Below are 19,954 nucleotides of genomic sequence, written 5' to 3'. Positions count from 1 at the left end.
TAAAAACTATATTTGAGTTCAAATAACCTTACTTATGAAGAAACTCACGCTGTTTTTCCTTTTTGTGGCTTCCGCCCTGTTGGCCCAGACCGAAACGCCTGAGCAGAAGAAAGACCGCCTGGCCTGGTGGACGCACGACCGTTTCGGTATGTTTATTCACTGGGGACTTTACTCGGTACCGGCCCGCCACGAATGGGTTCAGAATTATGAACGCATTCTGGCTGATCAGTATAAGGAGCGGTATTTTGACAAGTTCAATCCCGACCTCTATGACCCGAAAGAATGGGCGGCGGAGGCAAAGAAGGCCGGGATGAAATATGTGGTGCTGACCACCCGCCACCACGAAGGGTTTGCACTTTGGAATACAAAATACAGCGATTTTAAGGCGCCGAATACACCTGCAGGGAAAGATTTGCTGAAGCCTTTTGTGGAGGCGTGCCGGGCAGAAGGCCTGAAAGTAGGATTTTATTTCTCATTGATCGACTGGCATCATCCTGATTTTACGATAGACCGCGTTCACCCGTTGCGATCGGATAAAGAGGCACGGGAGGCGAATAAATCCAAAGACATGAACCGGTTCAGGAAATTCCTGAAAGACCAGTTGACGGAGCTGCTGACAGAGTACGGCAAGGTAGACCTGCTTTTCTTTGATTTCTCGTACCCGGGAGAGGATGGAAAGGGCCGCAAAGACTGGGACAGTGAAGGACTTTTGCAGCTGGCCCGTAAACTGCAGCCCGGAATCATCATCAATGACCGTCTTGACCTGAACGACGTGGCCGGAGGATACGATTACGTTACCCCCGAGCAATTTATGCCGGCGCAGTGGCCCGAAAGAAACGGGGTGCGTGTTCCGTGGGAAACATGCCAGACCTTTTCCGGGTCCTGGGGGTATCACCGCGATGAGAATACCTGGAAATCACCCAACCAGCTCATTGCCATGCTGATAGAAGTGGTATCAAAAGGCGGTAACCTGCTGTTGAATGTAGGCCCTACTGCCCGGGGTAATTTTGATGCCCGGGCTACCGGCCGGCTTGACGCCCTCGGAGAATGGATGCATTACAACAGCCGCTCTATTTATGGCTGCACTGCTGCTCCCGAGGGCTTTCAGAGACCTGAAAATACTTTCCTGACGTACAACCCGGAAACCCGGCGCCTGTACGTACATGTCCTGCAGTGGCCGTTTAAGACACTTTACCTGCCCGGTTTCAAAGGGAAGGTCCGGTATGCGCAGTTTCTGCATGACGGCTCGGAGATCCGGTATACGGCTTCTGCCCATGCCGATGCGTCTAATCACATGGCCATCACCGCCGGTGAGCAGGACCTTATCCTGCAGATGCCGGTGGAGAAACCGGGGGTGGAGATCCCGGTGATTGAGCTGTTCCTGGAATAACTTCGGGACTAAGGGGCCGGCGACTCACCCTGTTGTACCGTGCATACAGGAAGAGGGCAGAGAAGGTCAGCCCCAGGAGCAACCCGAACCAGATGCCTACAGAGCCCAGGTGAAAGGCGAACCCCAACACATAGCCGGCCGGCAGAGCAATCAGCCAGTAGGCAACAAAGGTGATGTAGGTGGGAACCCGGATGTCAGCCAGTCCGCGAAGCAGACCCAGGCCCACCGACTGGGCACCGTCAGACAGCTGGAAAAAGGCGGCAATCATCAGCAAAGGCAGTGCTGCCGCCAGAACGGCGCTGTCGTCAATGTAAATTTTAATGATCCACTGCCCGAACAGGAGGATAACCAGGCTGCAAAGGCCCATGAAGCCGATCACCCAGGTATAGGCGGCCCGGCCGGAGAGCCGGATCCCCGTACTGTCGCGTTTTCCCCAGGCTTCCCCGATCCGGATGCTTCCTGCATGGGCAAAGCCTGTAGCCATCATGTAGGTGGTAGAGGCTACGTTAATGGCAATCTGGTGAGCGGCGAGCTCGGTTTCACTGAGCCAGCCCATCATGATCACGGCGAAAGAGAAGGCGGCAATTTCAAAAAAAGCCTGGAACCCGGCGGGTATGCTTCGTTTCAGTATTACAGAAAGGATAGACCGGTCGGCCTTCCACCGGGAGAAGTGAAAAAGCACCCGGAAAGCAGGCTGATTCCGGATATAGAACAGGAGGATACCCAGCATCAGCAAACGGGAAAAGATGGTGCCGATAGCCGCTCCGTTCAGGCCCAGCTCGGGAAAAATCCAGAGTCCGCGGATAAGAACCACGTTTCCTGCAATGTCAAACAGCAGGCCGAGCAGAGTAATGTACATGACAATAGCCGGCTTTGAAAACCCGTCGGTAAATTGCTTGACCGCCAGGAAGAAGATCATGGGGATGTTGGAAAGAATAATCAAAATGAAAAAAGGAGCCCCCAGGCTTTCAATGGCGGGTGTTTGGCCCAGAATGGAAAATTGCCGGTATACGATGTAACCCACCAGGGAAAGGAAGGTGCCGTACAGCAGGGCTGCCATAAGGGAGTTGAAAAACAGGGCACTCAGCTGCTCGGAGGTATCACGCTCTGCACGAAGCTTGGAGACCATAGGCGCTATGACCGCCATGCCGCCTACGGCCAGGGAACCGATCAGGAAGGCAACAGAATTGGCTATACCTGCCGCACCCAGGCTGACCGGGCCCAATAATCTTCCCACAATCACGTTATCAGAGGTACCCATCAGGATAACGCCCAATTGGCTGATAATAATAGGAAGGGCTAATTTATAGGTTTTGGAAAGTTCTGTTCGTAAACTTTTTTGCGTCATTTGCTTTGAATTAAGGGTGGTAGTCAGGAATTTTGCTTCTTATATCTGTTTCGCACCATGTTGAAATTTTTTTGCCGGATCTTTATTCTTTTTTTTGTCTTATCCTGCCAGCAACCGGATAAAGAAATCACATTTAAAGGGGTTTGGATTGAGAAATCGGTTCTGGAAAACAAAGATAAGGCGGAAACGGTGGATTCTCTTGCGAAGTTTCCCCTAATCCTTTTCGAGCAGGAGGGCGGCGACTCGGTCCTCTTTTATTATGATCACTCCAAGCGAAACGTATATCCTGCAGAATATGCCTACAATTCGTATTTCGTTCATTTCGATAAGCACAACGAATATTTTCTCACCCCTGATTATACGACGGGAGAACTGGTCTTTTCCAATCTGAAAGACGATGAATTTTACCGGTTTGTAAAGATAAAGCCGGGCCTTACACGTGCGGAAGTGTTAAACCCGGCCTTTGATATCGATTCGTTTATACAGCTTGTAGAGTGAAGATCGTGATTTCCGGCAGGATGCCTACCCGGCCGGGATATCCGAGGAAGCCGAAGCCGCGGTTAACATAGAGCATCTGCCCGTTTTCTTCGTACATGCCGGCCCATTCTTTGTACCGGTATTGCGCCGGGCTCCACCTGAAGCCGGGTATTTCTATACCGAACTGCATGCCGTGGGTATGTCCTGCAAAGGCAGCGTCAATGTCGGTCTGGCCTAATACCTGGGCCCGCCAGTGGCTGGGGTCGTGCGATAGCAGAAGCTTATTGGTAAACTCTTCTGATCCCTGCAGGGCTTTCTTTAAATCGCCTTTCTGCGTAAAGCCGGCCCCCCAGTTCTGAATACCGATAATACCCAGCTTTTCTCCGCCCAGTGTAATGGACCGGTTTTCGTCCATGAGCAGATCCCAGCCCATTAAGCGGTGGCCTTCCATGAGGTTAAGCAGGTTCTGCTGCTTGGCCCGGGGAGAAGCCCAGCTGGCGTAGTCACCGTAATCGTGGTTTCCTAAAGTGGAAAACACGCCCAGGGGTGCCTGAACCCGTTTAAAGGTGTCGAAATACTCCTGTAGCTCGGTGGCCCGGTCGTTGACAAGGTCACCGGTGAAAAACACCACGTCGGGTTTTTCAGCCAGGAGCATGTCTATCCCGCCGTTTACCGCTTTTTTATTGTAGAAGCTGCCCGAATGGATATCGGAAAGCTGGGCGAGGGTCATGCCGTGAAACTGTTTCGGAAGGCCTTTCAGGGGCAGGCTTACCCGTCGTACCCGGTAATCGTATGCCCCGGAAAGAATACCGTAGGTCAGTATTCCGAACTGCGTGACACCCAAAGCCATGGCCGATTTAGCGATAAACTCAGAGCGGGTGAGAATGGATTCTGTTGAGGAGGGACGGATGATCTTCCGGCCGGTATTTTTCAGGATATTCAGTCCGTTACCCAGGAGGTAAACAATTGCCCCGATCATCTTGGACGAGTAGATCATGAAAACCGCAACCCCGAAATAACGCTTAACCTTCGGAGAGGTGGTTTCAGGCGCCAGGAAGAACAGGTAAATAAACCCCAGGATAAAAATAACCGGGATGGCCCAGTAACCCAGGGTGATCCAGCGCTGCGTGCTGGCTTGAAAATTACGGATGCTGTCTTTTAGTGCTTTGAAGAAAAAGTAATCTACCGCAATAAAAAAGGTAATTACCAGTATAGTAAGAACTGTTCGGTTCATTTGTTAATTATTTTGAGGCTACCTGTTATGAAATCTGCCAAAAGGTTTACCCCTGCCGTTTTGAAAAGCAGGCACGATTTCGCCCGGCTCTAATGTAAACTTTGTTTTTAGTAATAAACCTGTGGAATCTTTTTTTAGTTTAAGCGGGGAGGATGATTTTGGCTCAAACGGACATATCGGGAGATGAATGGGACAGGGAGATCCCTTCTTGAGCAGAACGGTATTGCGCGGGCTTACACCTCAAAAATCTCTCCCACTTCTGCCAGGTACAGCGACTTTCCGGCATCAGCAAAAGCCTTCTTTGCCTTTTCGTGGTCAATATTGATGGGAGGGAAGGAGTCGTAATGGCAACCCACAATGGTATTGCATTCAATGAAATCAGAAGCCAGGATGGCGTCTTCGTAACCCATAGTGAAGTAGTCGCCTATGGAAAGGATGGCAAAATCCAGCTTGGGGCAGATCATCGGAATCAGCTTCATGTCGAGGGTTAGCGCGGTGTCTCCCGAATAGTAAAAGCAGGAGTCTTCATTCCAGAAAACAAAGCCCATGGGATTGCCGCCGTAGCTGTTGTCAGGCAGCATGCTTGAGTGGATGGCGGTTACCAGCTTGAAGGTGAATCCGTCGAGGCTGAGCTTACCGCCCGTATTCATGCCGTGGCCCGCGATTCCCAGGGGCTCAACAAACCGGGTCATGATGTCAAAGCTGGTGATGACCGGGGCGCCGGATTGCTTAGCGATCTGCTCCAGGTCTTTCAGGTGGTCAGCGTGGCCGTGCGACAGGAAGATATAATCCGGGTGAATGTCTTCTGTTTTAATATGCTGTGCTATGGGGTTTCCGCTGATAAAGGGATCCAGGAGGATCTTCTTTCCTGCGAAATGGATCATAAAGCACGAATGTCCGAAATACTGTAGTTTCATAGTTTTGATCCTGCGTTCAGGAGTTTGTTTTAAGTCAAACTCTTACAGAGTTATATCTTTTTCCCGTTTTTGGAATAGTAAATTAATTTCTGCAAAAATAGAAAAGTTTCTGATGAAGTACCAACTAATCCAAAAACAGGAGCCATCTTATTGAAAGCTTTTGTGTTAGTTTGGTATAAAAAATAACAGATATGGAGAGTGTTAAAAGAAAGCTATAGAACTTTTCCCATTTTGGGATCTGTAAAGCTCTCTTTTCCCGTTTCCACGTGCCCGGCATAGTGCCATTCAAAATCAGGATAACCGTTTACCGTCAGCTTGAAATCATACCAGTTGTGGCTTTTTTTCAGGTCAGCGGAAATGGTCTTTTCTGCCTCTTTCTTCAGCTTTACCCGGGTAATGCCGTTATGGTAAGAGGGGTCGGTAAGGAGCAGCTCCAGGTCTTTCCCCGAAGTGTTCCGGAAGTTAAATTCGATGTCTCCCAATGGACGCCCCTGCCGGTTTTTCGGGTAAGAGACGGTCACCTCTACCGGGGTTTCACGGGCTCTGAAGCTGCGGTAGAAGCCGTTAGGGCCATGTACCCGTACATCCAGGAGCCCTTCTAAGCGCTCTATGGCGTCGCTGAGCCGGTCTCCTTTTTTCAGGGTATAGTGCCGCGACTGGAATTCGCCTTTTTCTGTCCGGAGATTAGCAAAGAACGGAGCCCCGCCCGTTTTGAATGTATTTCCCACTGCCAGATTCAGCTCGGGTTTGCCGTTTTCTGTCACACGGATGTCTGCAAAGAGCTCATACGGGATCGGCAGGGCCTTTTTGATGCCTTTCTCCTGCTGCGGCATCCAGGGCGATGTTTCCGGTGAAGTATTGATCTGCTCTATTTCGTCCGGGGTCAGGGCTTTGAAGTTATTGGGCAGCTCTTTGTCCCTGGCACTGCGGATCGACTTCATGAATTCGGTTTTCTGTACAAATTCATCGAATTTGCCCGACTGGAAAGGCGTAAATACCGAGCTCAGGTCGCCACATACCGTTCTCCGCCATTCGGTAATGTTTTCTTCTGTAATGTCTTTCTTGTAGCGTTTCGCGATAAATTTCTCCAGGAACATCAATATCGAGGTATGATCGAATACTTCCGAGCAAACCTTTCCGCCCCGGCTCCAGGGAGAGGCAATGACCAGCGGCACCCGGAATCCCAGCCCGATCGGCCCGTCAACTACCCGGTCATAAGGCCTTTGCTTTTCGTGTTCCAGGTTTACCTGCTCGGCCCACAGGTCAATTCCTGCGGAGGCTTTCCCGGTTTCCGGTTTTTCTGGGTGCGGTGCCACAAAGGGAGGCACATGGTCATAGTAGCCGTCGTTTTCATCATAGCAGAGAATAAAGACAGTCTTCTTCCAGACTTCCGGGTTTTGGGTCAGGATGTCAAGCACTTCAGACACATACCAGGCGCCGTACCAGGGAGCACTGGGGTGATCGGAAAAGTTCTGAGGGGCAACAAGCCATGAAACAGGCGGAAGTTTCCCCGATTCAACGTCTTTCCTGAATTCATACAGGACATCACCTCTGGGTACGGCCATTTTTTCGCCGCTATCGGTCTCTGCTTCCGACAGGCTGTGGTAGTCAGCATGAGCCCGGTTGGTGGTAAATGCCTTGCGATGAATATTTTTTTGAAACTCCGGCAGCTTGTCAAAGTTTTCCGGGGTATATTTCTGCAGGTCTTCAAGCGCAGTTTTATACTGCTGCCCGAGTGCCGCCAGCCTGTCCTGATCTTTTTTATCGGGATTTTCTTTTTTCTTCAGCGCTTCTATTTCACCGGGCAGGGTAACTATTCTTTCCTGAAGATACCTGAGGTATTCCGGGTGAAACCTGACCTGGTATTTTTCAAACCACTCGATGGGGTTATCGGTAAAGTTGCTCAGCCAGCTCTCTTCTTCGCCCTCGAATCCTACCGGCAGGCTGATTTCGTTCTGGTAAATGCGCCAGTCTATCCCGTGCTCTTCCAGGCGCTCGGGGAACGACTTCCAGCGTGCAGGCCGGCCATAGTCAATGTCTTCGTTTTTGACATTGGCCTTGTGGCTGAAATCTTTTTCCCGGCGAATGGTACCGCTCCAGAGGTAAAGCCGGTTAGGGGTGGTGCCGGTTAACGAAGAAGAAAAATTCTGATCACAAACGGTAAAGGCATCAGCAAAGGCATAATAGAAAGGGATGTCCTCGCGGTTAAAGTGGCCCAGGGTAAGCGGTATATCTTTGTAATCTTTGTTTCCTGACTGTTTTTCAGAAAGCCACTGGTCGTATTTGCCGTCGTTACGGGCCCTTACCTGGTTTTCCCAGGAGTGGGGCAGGTCACGCATCCAGGTGGCTTTGGTATCTTTGATGTTCAGGCGGAAAGGTACGAAGGTCTCGTTTTTGACGTTGGTTTGCAGCCACACCTTGCGATTGTCGGGCAAGGTTACCGCCCGGGGGTCGTTAAAGCCCCTTACGCCCCGGAGTGCACCGAAGCTATGATCAAAGGAGCGGTTCTCCTGCATGAGAATGACCACGTGGTCGGCATCCCAAACGGTTGAACCTTCAGCAGGGCTGATAGAGCTGGCCCTGATGACTGATTCCGGTAAAAGCACTCCACCGGCAATCAGTCCGGCCTTTTTGATAAATTCGCGTCTTGAATCCATACGATGACATTGTGGATTCAAAATAACAAATTAAAGCGGAAAGTTAAAAGTAAAGGATTTGTTAAGACGCGAAACGCCCGCCTGTGATCAGTTGTTTTTCAGGTCATCCTTAAGCTTTTTGACGTCTTCTTTAACGTCTTTTTTCAAATCTTTCATATCGTCCCTGAAGTCTTTCATCCCTGATTTGATCTTTTCATTCAGGTCTTTCAGCTCTTTGTCGAGCTCGTCTTTCCTGGCCTGCCATTTTTCTTTTTCTTCTTTGGTGCCGGTTTTGATCTTTTCATTTACCTCTTTGAGCTCTTCTTCCAGTTGCTGTTTTTTCTTTTCCAGCTCCTCCTGTACGTTGTCTTTGATTTCTCCGAGATTTTCCTGTGCTTCCCGGGCGTTATCCCTGAGCTCATCCTGCGCGGCTTGCAGGTCGTCTGCCGCTTCGTGCTTTTCTTTCGAAGTACAGGAGGCTGCAAAGGCGGCCAGGGCCAGAATCATTACTATCTTTTTCATGTTATTGTATAATATGGTTTACTTTATAAATGGTTTACGGCCCCGGATATTTTGTTTGAATATCAATTTTAAGGAAAATTTAAGCTGGAAGCCGTATTGAAAACTGCCGTATTTATTTGGTACGGCGATGCAATTGGCCTTATCTTTAAATAAAAAAATTATGGTAGCGGATACCACCGGTTCCATTAACCGCATTTTTGAAGCTCAGAAAGCCCATCAGTATAAAGTGGCCGAAAGCTCATGCGTCGAAAGGAAGACAAAACTGCTGGCGCTGAAGAAAGCCGTGGAAGAAACGTTCAGGCAGGAGATCCGGGATGCGCTCTTTGCCGATTTCAGAAAACCCCAGGCAGAGACTGACCTGACCGAGATTTTTGCAGTTACTTCCGAGATCAACCATACGGTGAGCTACCTGGAGAAATGGATGAGCGACCGCTATGTAAAAACTCCCCTGTCGTTTTTCGGGTCTTCTTCTTATGTCAGGTATGAGCCTAAGGGCACCTGCCTGATCATATCGCCCTGGAATTTTCCTGTGAACCTGAGCCTGGGGCCCCTGGTTTCTGCAGTGGCCGCCGGGAATACGGCTGTTATTAAGCCGTCTGAATACACTCCCCATAGCTCTGCCGTGCTCAGGAAAATAGTCGCGCATGTTTTCAGCCCTGATGAAGTGGAAGTGATAGAAGGCGGTGTGGAGACTTCTACGGAACTCCTGTCGCTGCCGTTTAACCATATTTTTTTTACGGGTTCGCCGCAGGTAGGAAAGGTGGTCATGAAGGCCGCCGCTGAGCACCTGGCTTCGGTTACCCTGGAACTGGGCGGGAAGTCGCCCGTGATCATTGACGAAACCGCTGACATACAGGCTGCTGCCCGGCGACTGGCCTGGGGCAAGTTTATGAACAGCGGCCAGATCTGTATAGCCCCGGATTATGTTTTTGTACACCGGTCAAAAGCCGGGTCTTTCCTGGAAGAGCTGGAACGCGTACTGGCAGATTTCTACGGCCAGGCTCCCCTGGGCAGTGACTCGTATTGCAGCATGGTGAATGAAAAACATGCCGGCAGGGTACATGCTTATCTTGAAGATGCCGTAGAAAAGGGGGCCAAAGTGGTTTTCGGCGGGGAGAAAGAAGCCGGGCGCATCAGTCCTACGGTGATTACGGAAGTTGCTGCCGGTTCAAAGATTCTGCAGGAAGAAATTTTCGGCCCGCTGCTGCCGGTTCTGACCTATGACGACCCGGAAGAGGTGGTGAGGCATATCCGTTCAGGCGAGAAGCCGCTGGCGTTGTACATTTACAGCCGGAAAAACAGTCGTATTGAATACTTTTTGTCTCATACCCGTGCAGGCGGCACCTGCATCAATAACAACGATATGCATTTTCTCCAGCCCTATCTGCCGTTCGGGGGAGATAATAACTCGGGCATTGGTAAGGCGCACGGAGAATGGGGCTTTAAGGCGTTCTCTAACGAGAGAAGTGTTTACCGGCAGCACCTGCCCAGCGTGCTTGAAAAGCTGATGCCGCCCTATACGGCCGGGAAAAACCGGGTCATTGAGTGGATCGTAAAGCTGTTCTGATTTTGTTTTTGGGCAATACTTCCTAATTTTGGGGCCGATTTAATACACTCCTCCTGATGACCAAGATAGACAGGTATCTTATTAAGCGCTTTCTGACCACCTATGTCTTCGCGGTGTTTATCATTGTATTGGTGATCCTGGTCATTGATTTTGTGGAGAAGAATGATGACTTCCTGGAAACCAAACCTTCCAATAAGGCTATTTTCTTCGACTACTACATGAACCTGGCGCCTTACTGGGCCAATTACATCAGCCCGCTGATGATCTTTATCTCCACTGTTTTTTTTACGGCCAAGATGGCCTCGCATACGGAGATCATTGCCATCCTGGGTTCGGGTACCAGTTTCCGCCGCCTGATGCTGCCGTATTTTATCGGTTCGGGGATAGTGGCGGTTTATTCGTTTGTGATGGTGGGCTGGGTGTTGCCCCGGGCGAACCTCCCGCGGATCGAGTTCCAGAACAAATACATTGAAGGCGATTTCTTTTTTTCGGGGCGGGATATCCATATGGCCGTTCAGAAGAATGTATACGCGTACCTGTCGAGCTACGATAACGGAAGCAATACCGCGTATGATTTTACCCTCGAGAAGGTAGAGAATAACCGCCTGGTAGAAAAGCTGTCAGCCCGCCGGGCCACCTACGATGACTCCCTGAAGAAATGGAAGCTGTACGATTACCAGATCAGGAAGCTGGGCATCATGAAAGACCAGATGACCTACTCGCAGGCCGTTCCGCTGGATACCAGCATCAACATGTTTCCCAGTGATTTTACCAATGCCAAGAACCGCCAGGAAACCTTGACCATCCCGCAGCTGCAGGACTATATCGCCTTGATCAACAGCCGGGGTGCAGAAGGGGTGGAGATCTATAAGATTGAGTATTACCAGCGCTTTGCCACCCCGTTTGCCGTGGTGATCCTGTCGATCATGGGGCTTATTGTTTCTGCCCGCAAAGCCCGTGGCGGAGTGGGCCTGCAGATTGCCATCGGGTTTGTACTGGCTTTCCTCTATATTATTTTTTATATTCTCTCAAAGGGTATTGCTGAAGCCGGAAGTATGAACCCCATACTGGCGGTGTGGCTCCCCAATATTGTCTTTACGCTGATTTCTGTGCTGATGTATTTCACCGTGCCCCGGTAAGCCCTATTTCCATTTGATCTTCTGCGGGTTGGAAAAGAGGGTGACGATACCGAATACCACCAGGTACAGGTTGTAAAGCAGGTCGTACCAGGGGATTTTCCAGGCGTTAAGCGTGCCACCCAGCTTTTTATTGACTCTGGCCAATACGACCCATTTGATCAGCAGGTAAGCCAGGAAAACGCCGGTCACCAGCCGCATCCAGTCGTTGAAAGGGTACCAGTGGGCCAAACCGTATTCTGCCAGCACTTCTACGGGAACCCGGGACCATTCGGGCGCTTCAAACCAGAACGGGAAGATAAAAAGCGCCGGGATGAGGAGCAGCCAGCACAGGATGCCGCTGATCCAGAGCAGACCCAGGTTAATGCGGTCGCGGGTTTTGTATTTTTTACCTACCGAAAGATGCCTTTTCTTTTGTACGTACCATTCCTGCCAGGTAGTTTTGGGCGTAGATGTGGTTTGCCCGGCTTCTTGAATACAGATGCTTGCATTGGTTTTGGAAGAGGCTTTGTTAACAAACAGGTCGTCGTCGCCGCTCAGGAGCATGTTATGGCCTGAGAACCCGCCGTTTTTCCAGAACAGGTCTTTTTTGTACATGAGGTTCCGGCCCACGCCCATAAACGGCATACCGGCAAGGGCGAAAGAGAGGTACTGGAGGGCGGTCTGGAAGGTTTCGTAACGGATGAGGGCATTGAGTCTTCCCGGGAAATACCGGTATTTTGAGAAGCCCAGTACGATTTCTTTTCCTTCTGCAGCCTGGGCCATCATGCTGCTGATCCACTGGTCAGATTCCGGGCGGCAGTCGGCATCGGTAAACAGGAGCCACTCGTGCCGGGCTTTTTTGACGGCCAGGGTAACGGCATATTTTTTGGCCGTATAGTGATCAGGCAGGTCCTGTACGCGCAGGTACCTGAGATGACGGATGTTGTCTTCGTTGTTAATGAGGTAATCGTAGGTGCCGTCGTGTGAGCGGTCATCGGCCACAAGAATCTCAAATTCGGGATAATCCTGCTTATCCAGCAGCGGCAGCAGCTCACGCAGGTTCTCCAGCTCATTGGAGGCAGCGAGAATCAGGGTTACAGGCGGCTGATGATCTCCGGGTTCCAGGTCATGATGGCCCGAGAGCTTGGTGAAGATAAACAGGATATAGAATAACTGTATAGCGATAGCCCCAAAAAATAAGATTGGGAGAATGGTTTCCAAAGGTTTTCTACGGTTATAGTGAACGCTATCGCAAAAATAGCACCACTTTGAAGATTTCCTACTATGAAGAGAATTAAAAATGAATGGATTACAGGCCCTTTTGTGCAGGAGAGAGGGAGATTTTGAGTTTTTCTGTTGAAAATGCTGAAAGTAAGCATGAACTTTGCTCCATGATTTTTGAAATTCATTCCAAAGACCCGGGATCAAAAGCCCGTGCGGGCAGGCTGGTGACCGATCACGGCGAAATTCTCACCCCTATTTTTATGCCGGTAGGCACGGCAGGAACCGTGAAGGGCGTTCATCAGCGGGAGCTTACAGACGACATTGCCGCACAGATCATCCTGGGCAATACCTATCACCTTTACCTCCGGCCGGGGCTGGAGATCCTGGAAAAGGCCGGGGGGCTGCACAAGTTCAATGGCTGGAACCGGCCCATACTGACCGATTCAGGCGGGTACCAGGTGTTCAGCCTGAAGGAGATCCGGAAAATTACGGAGGAAGGTGTATTTTTTAATTCGCATATCGACGGCTCCCGGCATCTTTTCACGCCGGAGTATGTGATGGATATTCAGCGGGTTATTGGCGGAGATATCATTATGGCGTTTGACGAATGCCCGCCTTACCCGTCTGACTACCGGTACGCAGAGAAGTCGATGCACCTGACGCATCGCTGGTTAAGCCGCTGTGTGGAACGCATACGCACCACTGAGCCCAGGTACGGGCATCGCCAGAGCCTGTTCCCGATTGTGCAGGGAAGCACCTACAGGGACCTGCGGGAACAGTCGGCTGAATATATTGCCGCCCAGGAGCAGGACGGCAACGCCATCGGCGGGCTGTCGGTAGGAGAGCCGGCAGAAGAGATGTACCGGATGATAGAGGTGGTAAATGCCATTCTGCCCGAAAGCAAGCCCCGCTACCTGATGGGTGTGGGCACCCCGGAAAATATCCTGGAGGGCATAGCGCTGGGGATAGATATGTTTGACTGTGTTATGCCTACCCGGAATGCCCGTAACGGCATGCTGTTTACCACAGAGGGCATTATCAATATCCGGAATAAGAAGTGGGAAGATGACTTCAGCCCTATTGATGCCGGGCTGGGCGGATATGTGAGCACATTTTATTCCAAAGCTTACCTGAAGCACCTGGTGAAATGCCAGGAGCTGCTGGCAGCACAGATAGCGAGTATCCATAACCTGCGGTTTTACCTCTGGCTGGTGGGAGAGGCGCGCCGGCATATCCTGGCCGGAGATTTTGCTGACTGGAAGGACGGCGCAATCCGAAAACTGATGACGCGGCTGTAACGTTTTAAAAATAAAAGGCCCGCGTATGAATTTTAGTACTAATTTTGCGGACATTTTTTAACAACAAACAATAGTAATGGCAGGTAACAGAACATTTTCCATGATCAAGCCGCACGCAGTGGCGGATAATCACGTAGGAGGAATACTGAAACTTATTGAAGAGGGCGGATTCAGAATCGTAGCACTTAAGAAGCTGCACCTGACCGGTGCTCAGGCCGGCAAATTTTATGAAGTTCACTCCGAACGTCCTTTTTACGGAGAGCTTTGCGAAATGATGTCTGAAGGCCCGATCATAGCTTTCATCCTGGAAAAAGAAAATGCAGTGGCCGATTTCCGGAAGCTGATCGGTGCGACCGATCCGGCAGAGGCGGAAGCAGGAACGGTAAGAAGCATTTATGCGAAATCAAAAGCAGAGAATGCCGTACACGGATCAGATTCTGATGAAAACGCAGCCCTGGAGAGCGCGTTTTTCTTTAGCGCTCTGGAGAGGTTTTAAGTTTATTATTTAACCACATAGAAACATAATCATTATAGAGAAGTGAATTCTCTTATGCTTGTACCTGGCAAGAAGCTATGGGTCTATGTGGTTAAAAATAAGCTCCGTCATTCTGCCTGCAGCTGCTGTATAAATGCGGCAAATTCTTTCCTGTATTCATCGTAATAAGAACCTGTGCCCGGCCCGGTAAAGCCGGTATGGATCTTACGCACCTGCCCTTTCCTGTCTACAATGATAGAGGTGGGGAAGGCCATCACGTGATTCAGCTGGGGTAATTTTTCACCCGCATCCTGGGTGGTTCCTGCCAGAAGCACCGGGTAATCTACCCCGAACCGTTCAATGAAACGGGCAATTTTGGGGTAGGCAAATGAAGGTTCGGCGCTTCTTTCAAAAGCCAGCCCGATAATTTCGATACCGGGGTTTTCCTTTTTGTATTCTGTCAGAAACCGGGTTTCATCCAGGCAGTTGGGGCACCAGGTACCCAGTATCTGGACCACGGTTACTTTTCCCCGGAACCGGGGATCGGAGAGCGAAACGTCAGTGCCGTTGATATCCTTAAAGCTGAAGTTGAAACGGTCGTTTCCTTCTTTCAGGAAAGTCAGCTTAGAGGCATCCGCCAGTGCATAGCTGTCATTTTTCACGCCTGAAAATGCCGAACCTTTTCCGAAGGGCGTGTAGGAGATGCCGCCGGTCAGGCTGTCGCCTTTGATCCGGGCTTTGTACATGACGGCCGTAGAGCCGAGCGCCGAAAGATAGAGGCTGTCGCCCGATATATTTCCCTGCAAATAGCGGTAGTCGCCGGTATTGGTCAGGAAAGAGCCGTTTACCTGGCCGTTATTAACTTCGAAAACACCTATAGCAGGCGATTCTTTTCCTGAAGATTCGTTTTTGAATGCAATCTGGTATTTGGGAGCCAGGGTGCGTGCCGCACCCGCAGCTCTGTTCTTAAACCGCGCAGGATCATTGGCGGTGCCTGTAAAAGCTACCTGGCGGTAAAGCATATCGGCTCCGCGCTTGTTGAGAATCCCGTTCAGCTTCCCGTCTTTTATGGCCAGGATCAGCTCCAGGTCGTAGAGCTCCATTCTCAGGTGAAGCTTGTCTTCTACGGTAAATACCCGGTCAAATTCCAGTTTTTCGCCGGCATTGATGGCAAAGGCTTTGCCGTCGTTCGTCAGCAGCAGGTGCACCGGGATAGCGCCGCCCTCGCTGGGGATTTCAAGGCGCCACAGGGTTTCCTGGGCCATGCTCAGAAAAGGAAGGAAAAGAAAAAGAAGCAGTTTTATTTTCATTATGTAAAAATGTTACGGGTGATGAACAGCTGGCAGGAGGCAACTCGCCGGCAGCTTCGAATAACTCATCCCCATTGGGTTTAACGATTATTTTATCGGCCTGGTTTCCTGTTTTCAAAAGTGATTTTCCCTTTTTCGTCATATTCAATGAGCGTGAAGGGCTCGGTTTCATCAAAGTAGTTTACGGGATACTGGATTTCTTTTTTCCGGCGGTTGTTGCCCTCATAGTACTCTACCCATTTCCCTATTTTTTTGTCGTCATCGTAGCGGCCTTCTTCTGCCAGTGCGCCGTTTTCGAAGAAGCGGTAATAATTGCCGCTTATTTTTCCGAACCTGAGGGGAACCACCTCCCTGATGCGGGAGCTGTCGGCCCCGTAATAAGAGATCCGGGATTCTTCGTAAAAGCCTTTGTTGTAGTTTTCTTTGTCGATGAGGGTAAAATCTTTATCGTATTGCAGCCAGCGCCCGTCTTTTACGCCCATGTAATAATATCCTTCCCTGACCAGGTTATCGCCCCTGTATTCCCGGTAAGGGCCGTGCAGGAGGCTGTTGGTTTTGGGGTCTCGTGAGAGGACTTCGGAGATCCGCTTGTTTTTCTCGTCGAACCAGGTAAACACCCGGCGGTAGGGCAAAGGCTCCTTGTGTTCTTTCAAAACGTAAAATTCCTGGTAGAGGAGAGATGAACGTCTTTTCAGGATCCGTTTTTCTACGGCCAGCCCTTTGTAGCTTTTGCCGTCAAAGAGCTTTGCTTCCTGTTTTTTTAAGCTTTTAGCCGCTTTCTTTGTCCGTTCTTTTACGCTTTTCCCGTAATCGGGAACGGTCTCATTGACGTATTTCCGGGCATCTTCCAGGGAGCTGATCTTCTGGCTTCCGGGGGCGTTAAGGCTGGCGGAGGGCAAAGAAACATCTACCGGAAGCGTATTTTCTATCTTTTGCTCCAGTGTCATTTTTTTTCTTTCGGCTTTCCGTTGCTCTTTGGTTTTGGCTTTAGGAACCACATCCTGCGCCGCTGCCTGCAGGCTGAAAAAGAGGATCGCTATGATTGCTGTTATTCTCATTCCTGTTCAAAGATACCTCAAAAATAATACCCGGTTTTAATTTGAGTGACTTATGTCGTAAATTTGTGGTTTATATTTAAAACGGTATAAATTAAAAGGAAATTGGAAAAATCGGGTAAAATATACGTAGCGGGCCACCGGGGTATGGTAGGTTCGGCCATAGTGAGAAGACTCCGGGCGTTGGGATACAACAACATTATTTTCAGGAGCTCGGCAGAGCTTGACCTGAAAGATTTTGATAAGGTAGTGCGGTTTTTGCAGGAAGAAAAGCCCGATTATGTGTTCCTGGCGGCTGCCAAGGTAGGCGGGATCGTTGCCAACAATACGTATAAAGGACAGTTCCTTTTCGAAAACCTCCAGATCCAGAACAGCGTGATCCACGGTTCCCACCTGGCCGGGGTGAAGAAGCTGATGTTCCTGGGGTCATCGTGCATTTACCCCAAGCTGGCACCTCAGCCGCTGAAGGAGGACTACCTGCTGACCGGCCTGCTGGAACCTACCAATGAGCCGTATGCCATTGCCAAGATTGCCGGGATTAAGATGTGCGAAGCCTACCGCGACCAGTACGGCAGCAATTTTATTTCGGTCATGCCGACCAACCTGTACGGTCCGAACGATAACTACGACCTGAATAATTCGCATGTGCTGCCGGCCATGATCCGGAAGTTTCACGAGGCCAGGCGTGATGGCAAGCCTGCAGTAGAGCTGTGGGGTACGGGCTCACCCATGCGGGAGTTCCTGCATGCCGATGACCTGGCCGACGCCTGTGTATACCTGATGGAAACCTATAACGACAGTACCCTGGTGAATATCGGAACAGGGGTGGATATCACCATTAAAGAGCTGGCCGAGACCATTAAGGCCGAAACCGGCTACGAAGGCGAGATCGTATGGAATACGGATAAGCCTGACGGTACGCCCCGCAAGCTGATGGACGTGAGCAAGCTGCACGGCCTGGGCTGGAAGCATAAGATTGACCTGAAAGAAGGAATAGCCATGGTCTATGACGAATATAAAGCGCAGCATTCCTGAGTGGGGAAGGTAACCCGATATGCAGGTGCCGGCAGCTTTTTGGTTTTTACCCTGCTGCCCTTGCTGAGCTCCTCTTTCCTGACCTACCTGCTTTATGCGCACCAGGCCAGCCTGGGTGAGCTGGGCGTGGGGCAATGGATTCTTTTTTCTTTTGTGCTGGCGGTGTTGTGCGGGATAGCGGTGATTCCGCCTACCTTCCTGGCTATTGTGATGGGCTATTTCCTGGGCTGGGCGGCGCTTCCGTTACTGATCATGATCAATGTGCTGGCCATTGTGCTGATTTACGGGTTAAGCCGCCGGCTGAATCTTTCGCGGATAGAAAGCTGGTTGCGGGATAACCCCAAACGTTCGGCTGTGCTGAGCCGGATCAGGCAGGAAGAGCTGAAGATCATCTTCTTTACCAAGCTGTCGCCGCTGTTCCCGTTTGCAGTCACTAATCTCATTTTTGCGGCTTCGGGGGCTGCCTTCCGGAATATTGTGCTGGGCGGTTTCCTGGGGATGATCCCGCGGACCGTTCTGGCCGTATATGCAGGTACGCAGGCGCGTGGCCTGCAGGAGCTGATAGAAAACCCGGAGGGGTCTTCGCTGAGCCAGTGGCTCATCAGCGGACTGGTGCTGGCCTCGCTGGCCGGGTTATTTTTTGTTTTAAAGAAAGCATTCCGATGAACTGGGAACAATTATACTCCAATAAACGGCTGGCGAGCAGCTCGCCTGTACAAACCGAGAGCGGCCGGGGCGATTACATCCGTGATTACGACCGGGTGATCTTTTCATCCCCTTTCCGGAAGCTGCAGAACAAGACACAGGTTTTTCCGCTTCCCGGCGCTTTTTTTGTGCACAACCGGTTGACACACAGCCTGGAGGTGGCCTCGGTGGGCCGAAGCCTGGGCAAGCTGGCCGGTGAGAAAATTGCGGAAAAATACAAAGGGACATTCAGCAAGGCAAGTGACGATTTTTACCGTTTTGAGCTGTCGGATGTGATCCAGACGGCCTGCCTCGCCCACGATATCGGGAACCCGCCGTTCGGGCACTTCGGCGAGGAGGCCATCCGTGCTTTTTTTGAAGATTTTTTTGCCCGGAACGGAGACCTGGGGCTGAACCCGCAGCAGCAAAGAGACTTTACCCGGTTTGAAGGAAACGCCAATGCCTTCCGGATCCTGACCACGCTCTTTGTGAAGGCAGGCCTGAAGCTGACCTATACCACGCTGGCTTCGGTGGTGAAATACCCGGCTGATTCGTTGCAGGGGTTTGATAAGACCCGGCTGGCCACGAAGAAGTCCGGCTTCATGCATTCCGAAGCCCCGTTTTTCCGGGAGATTGCTGCCGGGCTGGGCATCCCGGAAAAAGAGACAGGCTATGTGCGTCACCCTTTTGTGTACCTGGTAGAGGCGGCCGATGACATCTGCTACCGGGTAATTGACCTCGAAGATGCCTTTAAGCTGAAGGTAGTGGGGTTCCGGGAAGTTCTGGAGCTGTTGCAGCCCTTGCTGAACGGCAGCGCCCAGGAAGACTACCTGGAAAAAAAGCTGAAGAGCATTGCCGATGAAGAACAAAAGCTCTCCCTTCTGCGGGCGCTGCTTATCAACCACCTTACCCGGCTTTGCACAGAGGCCTTTCTTGCGCATGAGCCGGCTCTGCTGAACGGCGACCTGGACCATTCACTGATCGACCTGCTGGATGAGCCCCTGCAGCAGCAACTCCGGCGGGTAACCGACTTTTCTGTAAAACGGATCTACAATCATCATTCGGTGATTGAGAAAGAGCTGGCGGGGCATCATGTGATTTACGGGCTGCTGGAAGATTTTGCCAATGCCTTGCTGGCACCAGCTTCCGAGCGGTCGAAAAAGGTGCTGCGGCTGCTGCCGGTAGCGGTGGTGCCGGCAGAGGACAATTACGTCAACCTGCAGCGGATAGCAGACCATATTTCGCAGATGACAGATGACTTTGCGATGGATCTGTATAAGAAGATCAGGGGGATATTCTGAGACAGCCAATCCTGAGACCATACATGCTTTAAACCCTGAAAATAGGGTTATTCCTGCTTTAAGGGATTTTACTACCCCTAAGATTACGTAGAAATACGGATAGGGTGGAGGGTGTTTTCACCCAATTTTATAGTTGTGCTGATTTTCCTCTTTTTAATTTATTTTTCCCTGTTTATTTTCGCCCTCAATACCCTTTGAAGCATAAACAGGCGGAATGCAACTATTACAACTTCTTTCAGGCTCCGGCCTTATTTTTTCCTCCGGACGAATGTTATTCCGGACATCCGCTATACAGGCGGGCAATACAATGAAACCGGGTTTCCCATTAAAAAGGCTGTTTCAGGATCAGAAGCCTGACAGACC

At 50.7% G+C, this 19,954-nt stretch carries 17 protein-coding genes; 9 read left to right on the top strand and 8 right to left on the bottom strand.

The annotated features are described in order from the left end of the window. The first annotated feature begins 34 nt into the window (after positions 1–34). The gene (locus AB2U10_RS14210) at positions 35–1,390 is read left to right on the top strand and encodes an alpha-L-fucosidase (RefSeq protein WP_367916072.1); all 1,356 of its coding nucleotides are present in this window, start codon (positions 35–37) and stop codon (positions 1,388–1,390) included. Here AB2U10_RS14210 and AB2U10_RS14205 read toward each other — a convergent pair. Continuing rightward, positions 1,323–2,738 (bottom strand): MATE family efflux transporter, encoded by a 1,416-nt coding sequence (locus AB2U10_RS14205; RefSeq protein WP_367916073.1) that lies wholly within the window; start codon positions 2,736–2,738, stop codon positions 1,323–1,325. The two genes, AB2U10_RS14210 and AB2U10_RS14205, sit on opposite strands and share 68 nt — an antisense overlap. Before the next feature lie 57 nt (positions 2,739–2,795). Between AB2U10_RS14205 and AB2U10_RS14200 the strand changes: the two genes are divergently transcribed. Continuing rightward, a complete protein-coding gene (locus AB2U10_RS14200) occupies positions 2,796–3,236 on the top strand; it encodes a hypothetical protein (RefSeq protein WP_367916074.1) in 441 nt (146 codons plus the stop codon). Here AB2U10_RS14200 and AB2U10_RS14195 read toward each other — a convergent pair. From AB2U10_RS14195 to AB2U10_RS14180, 4 genes are all read right to left on the bottom strand, one after another. Then, complete coding sequence (locus AB2U10_RS14195; RefSeq protein WP_367916075.1) at positions 3,217–4,449, bottom strand: metallophosphoesterase; 1,233 nt, start codon at positions 4,447–4,449, stop codon at positions 3,217–3,219. The genes AB2U10_RS14200 and AB2U10_RS14195 overlap by 20 nt on opposite strands. A gap of 233 nt (positions 4,450–4,682) precedes the next feature. Further along, complete coding sequence (locus tag AB2U10_RS14190) at positions 4,683–5,366, bottom strand: metal-dependent hydrolase (RefSeq protein WP_367916076.1); 684 nt, start codon at positions 5,364–5,366, stop codon at positions 4,683–4,685. 212 nt (positions 5,367–5,578) lie between these two features. Then, positions 5,579–8,023, bottom strand: a complete 2,445-nt coding sequence (locus AB2U10_RS14185) for a phosphocholine-specific phospholipase C (protein ID WP_367916077.1) — start codon at positions 8,021–8,023, stop codon at positions 5,579–5,581. A gap of 87 nt (positions 8,024–8,110) precedes the next feature. Then, positions 8,111–8,524, bottom strand: coding sequence for a hypothetical protein (locus tag AB2U10_RS14180; protein ID WP_367916078.1), 414 nt, complete (start codon positions 8,522–8,524; stop codon positions 8,111–8,113). A gap of 160 nt (positions 8,525–8,684) precedes the next feature. Here AB2U10_RS14180 and AB2U10_RS14175 point away from each other — a divergent pair, with 160 nt between their 5' ends. Further along, a complete protein-coding gene (locus AB2U10_RS14175) occupies positions 8,685–10,091 on the top strand; it encodes an aldehyde dehydrogenase family protein (RefSeq protein WP_367916079.1) in 1,407 nt (468 codons plus the stop codon). A 56-nt stretch (positions 10,092–10,147) separates the two neighbouring features. Further along, positions 10,148–11,230: an LptF/LptG family permease gene (locus tag AB2U10_RS14170; RefSeq protein WP_367916080.1), complete on the top strand. Its 1,083-nt coding sequence runs from the start codon at positions 10,148–10,150 to the stop codon at positions 11,228–11,230. Between the two features lie 3 nt (positions 11,231–11,233). Here AB2U10_RS14170 and AB2U10_RS14165 read toward each other — a convergent pair whose 3' ends face one another. After that, positions 11,234–12,430, bottom strand: a complete 1,197-nt coding sequence (locus AB2U10_RS14165) for a glycosyltransferase (protein ID WP_367916081.1) — start codon at positions 12,428–12,430, stop codon at positions 11,234–11,236. Between the two features lie 170 nt (positions 12,431–12,600). Between AB2U10_RS14165 and tgt the strand changes: the two genes are divergently transcribed. Continuing rightward, positions 12,601–13,731 carry a tRNA guanosine(34) transglycosylase Tgt gene (tgt, locus tag AB2U10_RS14160; RefSeq protein WP_367916082.1) on the top strand — a complete coding sequence of 377 codons (1,131 nt, stop codon included), beginning with the start codon at positions 12,601–12,603 and terminating at the stop codon, positions 13,729–13,731. Positions 13,732–13,807: 76 nt separating this feature from the next. Further along, entirely contained in the window at positions 13,808–14,227 is a 420-nt protein-coding gene (locus AB2U10_RS14155) for a nucleoside-diphosphate kinase (protein WP_367916083.1), read from the top strand. A gap of 107 nt (positions 14,228–14,334) precedes the next feature. On the opposite strand, the gene AB2U10_RS14150 is transcribed toward AB2U10_RS14155, so the two are convergent. Together AB2U10_RS14150 and AB2U10_RS14145 are read right to left on the bottom strand one after the other, a co-directional pair. Further along, on the bottom strand, positions 14,335–15,516 hold the full coding sequence (locus AB2U10_RS14150) for a TlpA family protein disulfide reductase (RefSeq protein ID WP_367916084.1): 1,182 nt from the start codon (positions 15,514–15,516) through the stop codon (positions 14,335–14,337). Between the two features lie 92 nt (positions 15,517–15,608). Beyond that, positions 15,609–16,574 (bottom strand): toxin-antitoxin system YwqK family antitoxin, encoded by a 966-nt coding sequence (locus AB2U10_RS14145; protein WP_367916085.1) that lies wholly within the window; start codon positions 16,572–16,574, stop codon positions 15,609–15,611. A 102-nt stretch (positions 16,575–16,676) separates the two neighbouring features. Between AB2U10_RS14145 and AB2U10_RS14140 the strand changes: the two genes are divergently transcribed. From AB2U10_RS14140 to dgt, 3 genes are read left to right on the top strand one after another with little or no spacing between them, the layout of a single operon-like run. After that, positions 16,677–17,606, top strand: coding sequence for a GDP-L-fucose synthase family protein (locus tag AB2U10_RS14140; protein ID WP_367916086.1), 930 nt, complete (start codon positions 16,677–16,679; stop codon positions 17,604–17,606). Beyond that, on the top strand, positions 17,607–18,272 hold the full coding sequence (locus tag AB2U10_RS14135; protein ID WP_367916087.1) for a TVP38/TMEM64 family protein: 666 nt from the start codon (positions 17,607–17,609) through the stop codon (positions 18,270–18,272). Further along, positions 18,269–19,591, top strand: a complete 1,323-nt coding sequence (gene dgt / locus AB2U10_RS14130; protein ID WP_367916088.1) for a dGTP triphosphohydrolase — start codon at positions 18,269–18,271, stop codon at positions 19,589–19,591. The genes AB2U10_RS14135 and dgt overlap by 4 nt, the downstream gene beginning before the upstream one ends. Positions 19,592–19,954 lie beyond the last annotated feature (363 nt).

This window comes from Leadbetterella sp. DM7, assembly GCF_040829825.2.
Classification (GTDB): domain Bacteria; phylum Bacteroidota; class Bacteroidia; order Cytophagales; family Spirosomataceae; genus Leadbetterella.
Note: the sequence above shows the minus strand (reverse complement) of the source record. Positions and strands in the feature narration are given on the sequence as shown.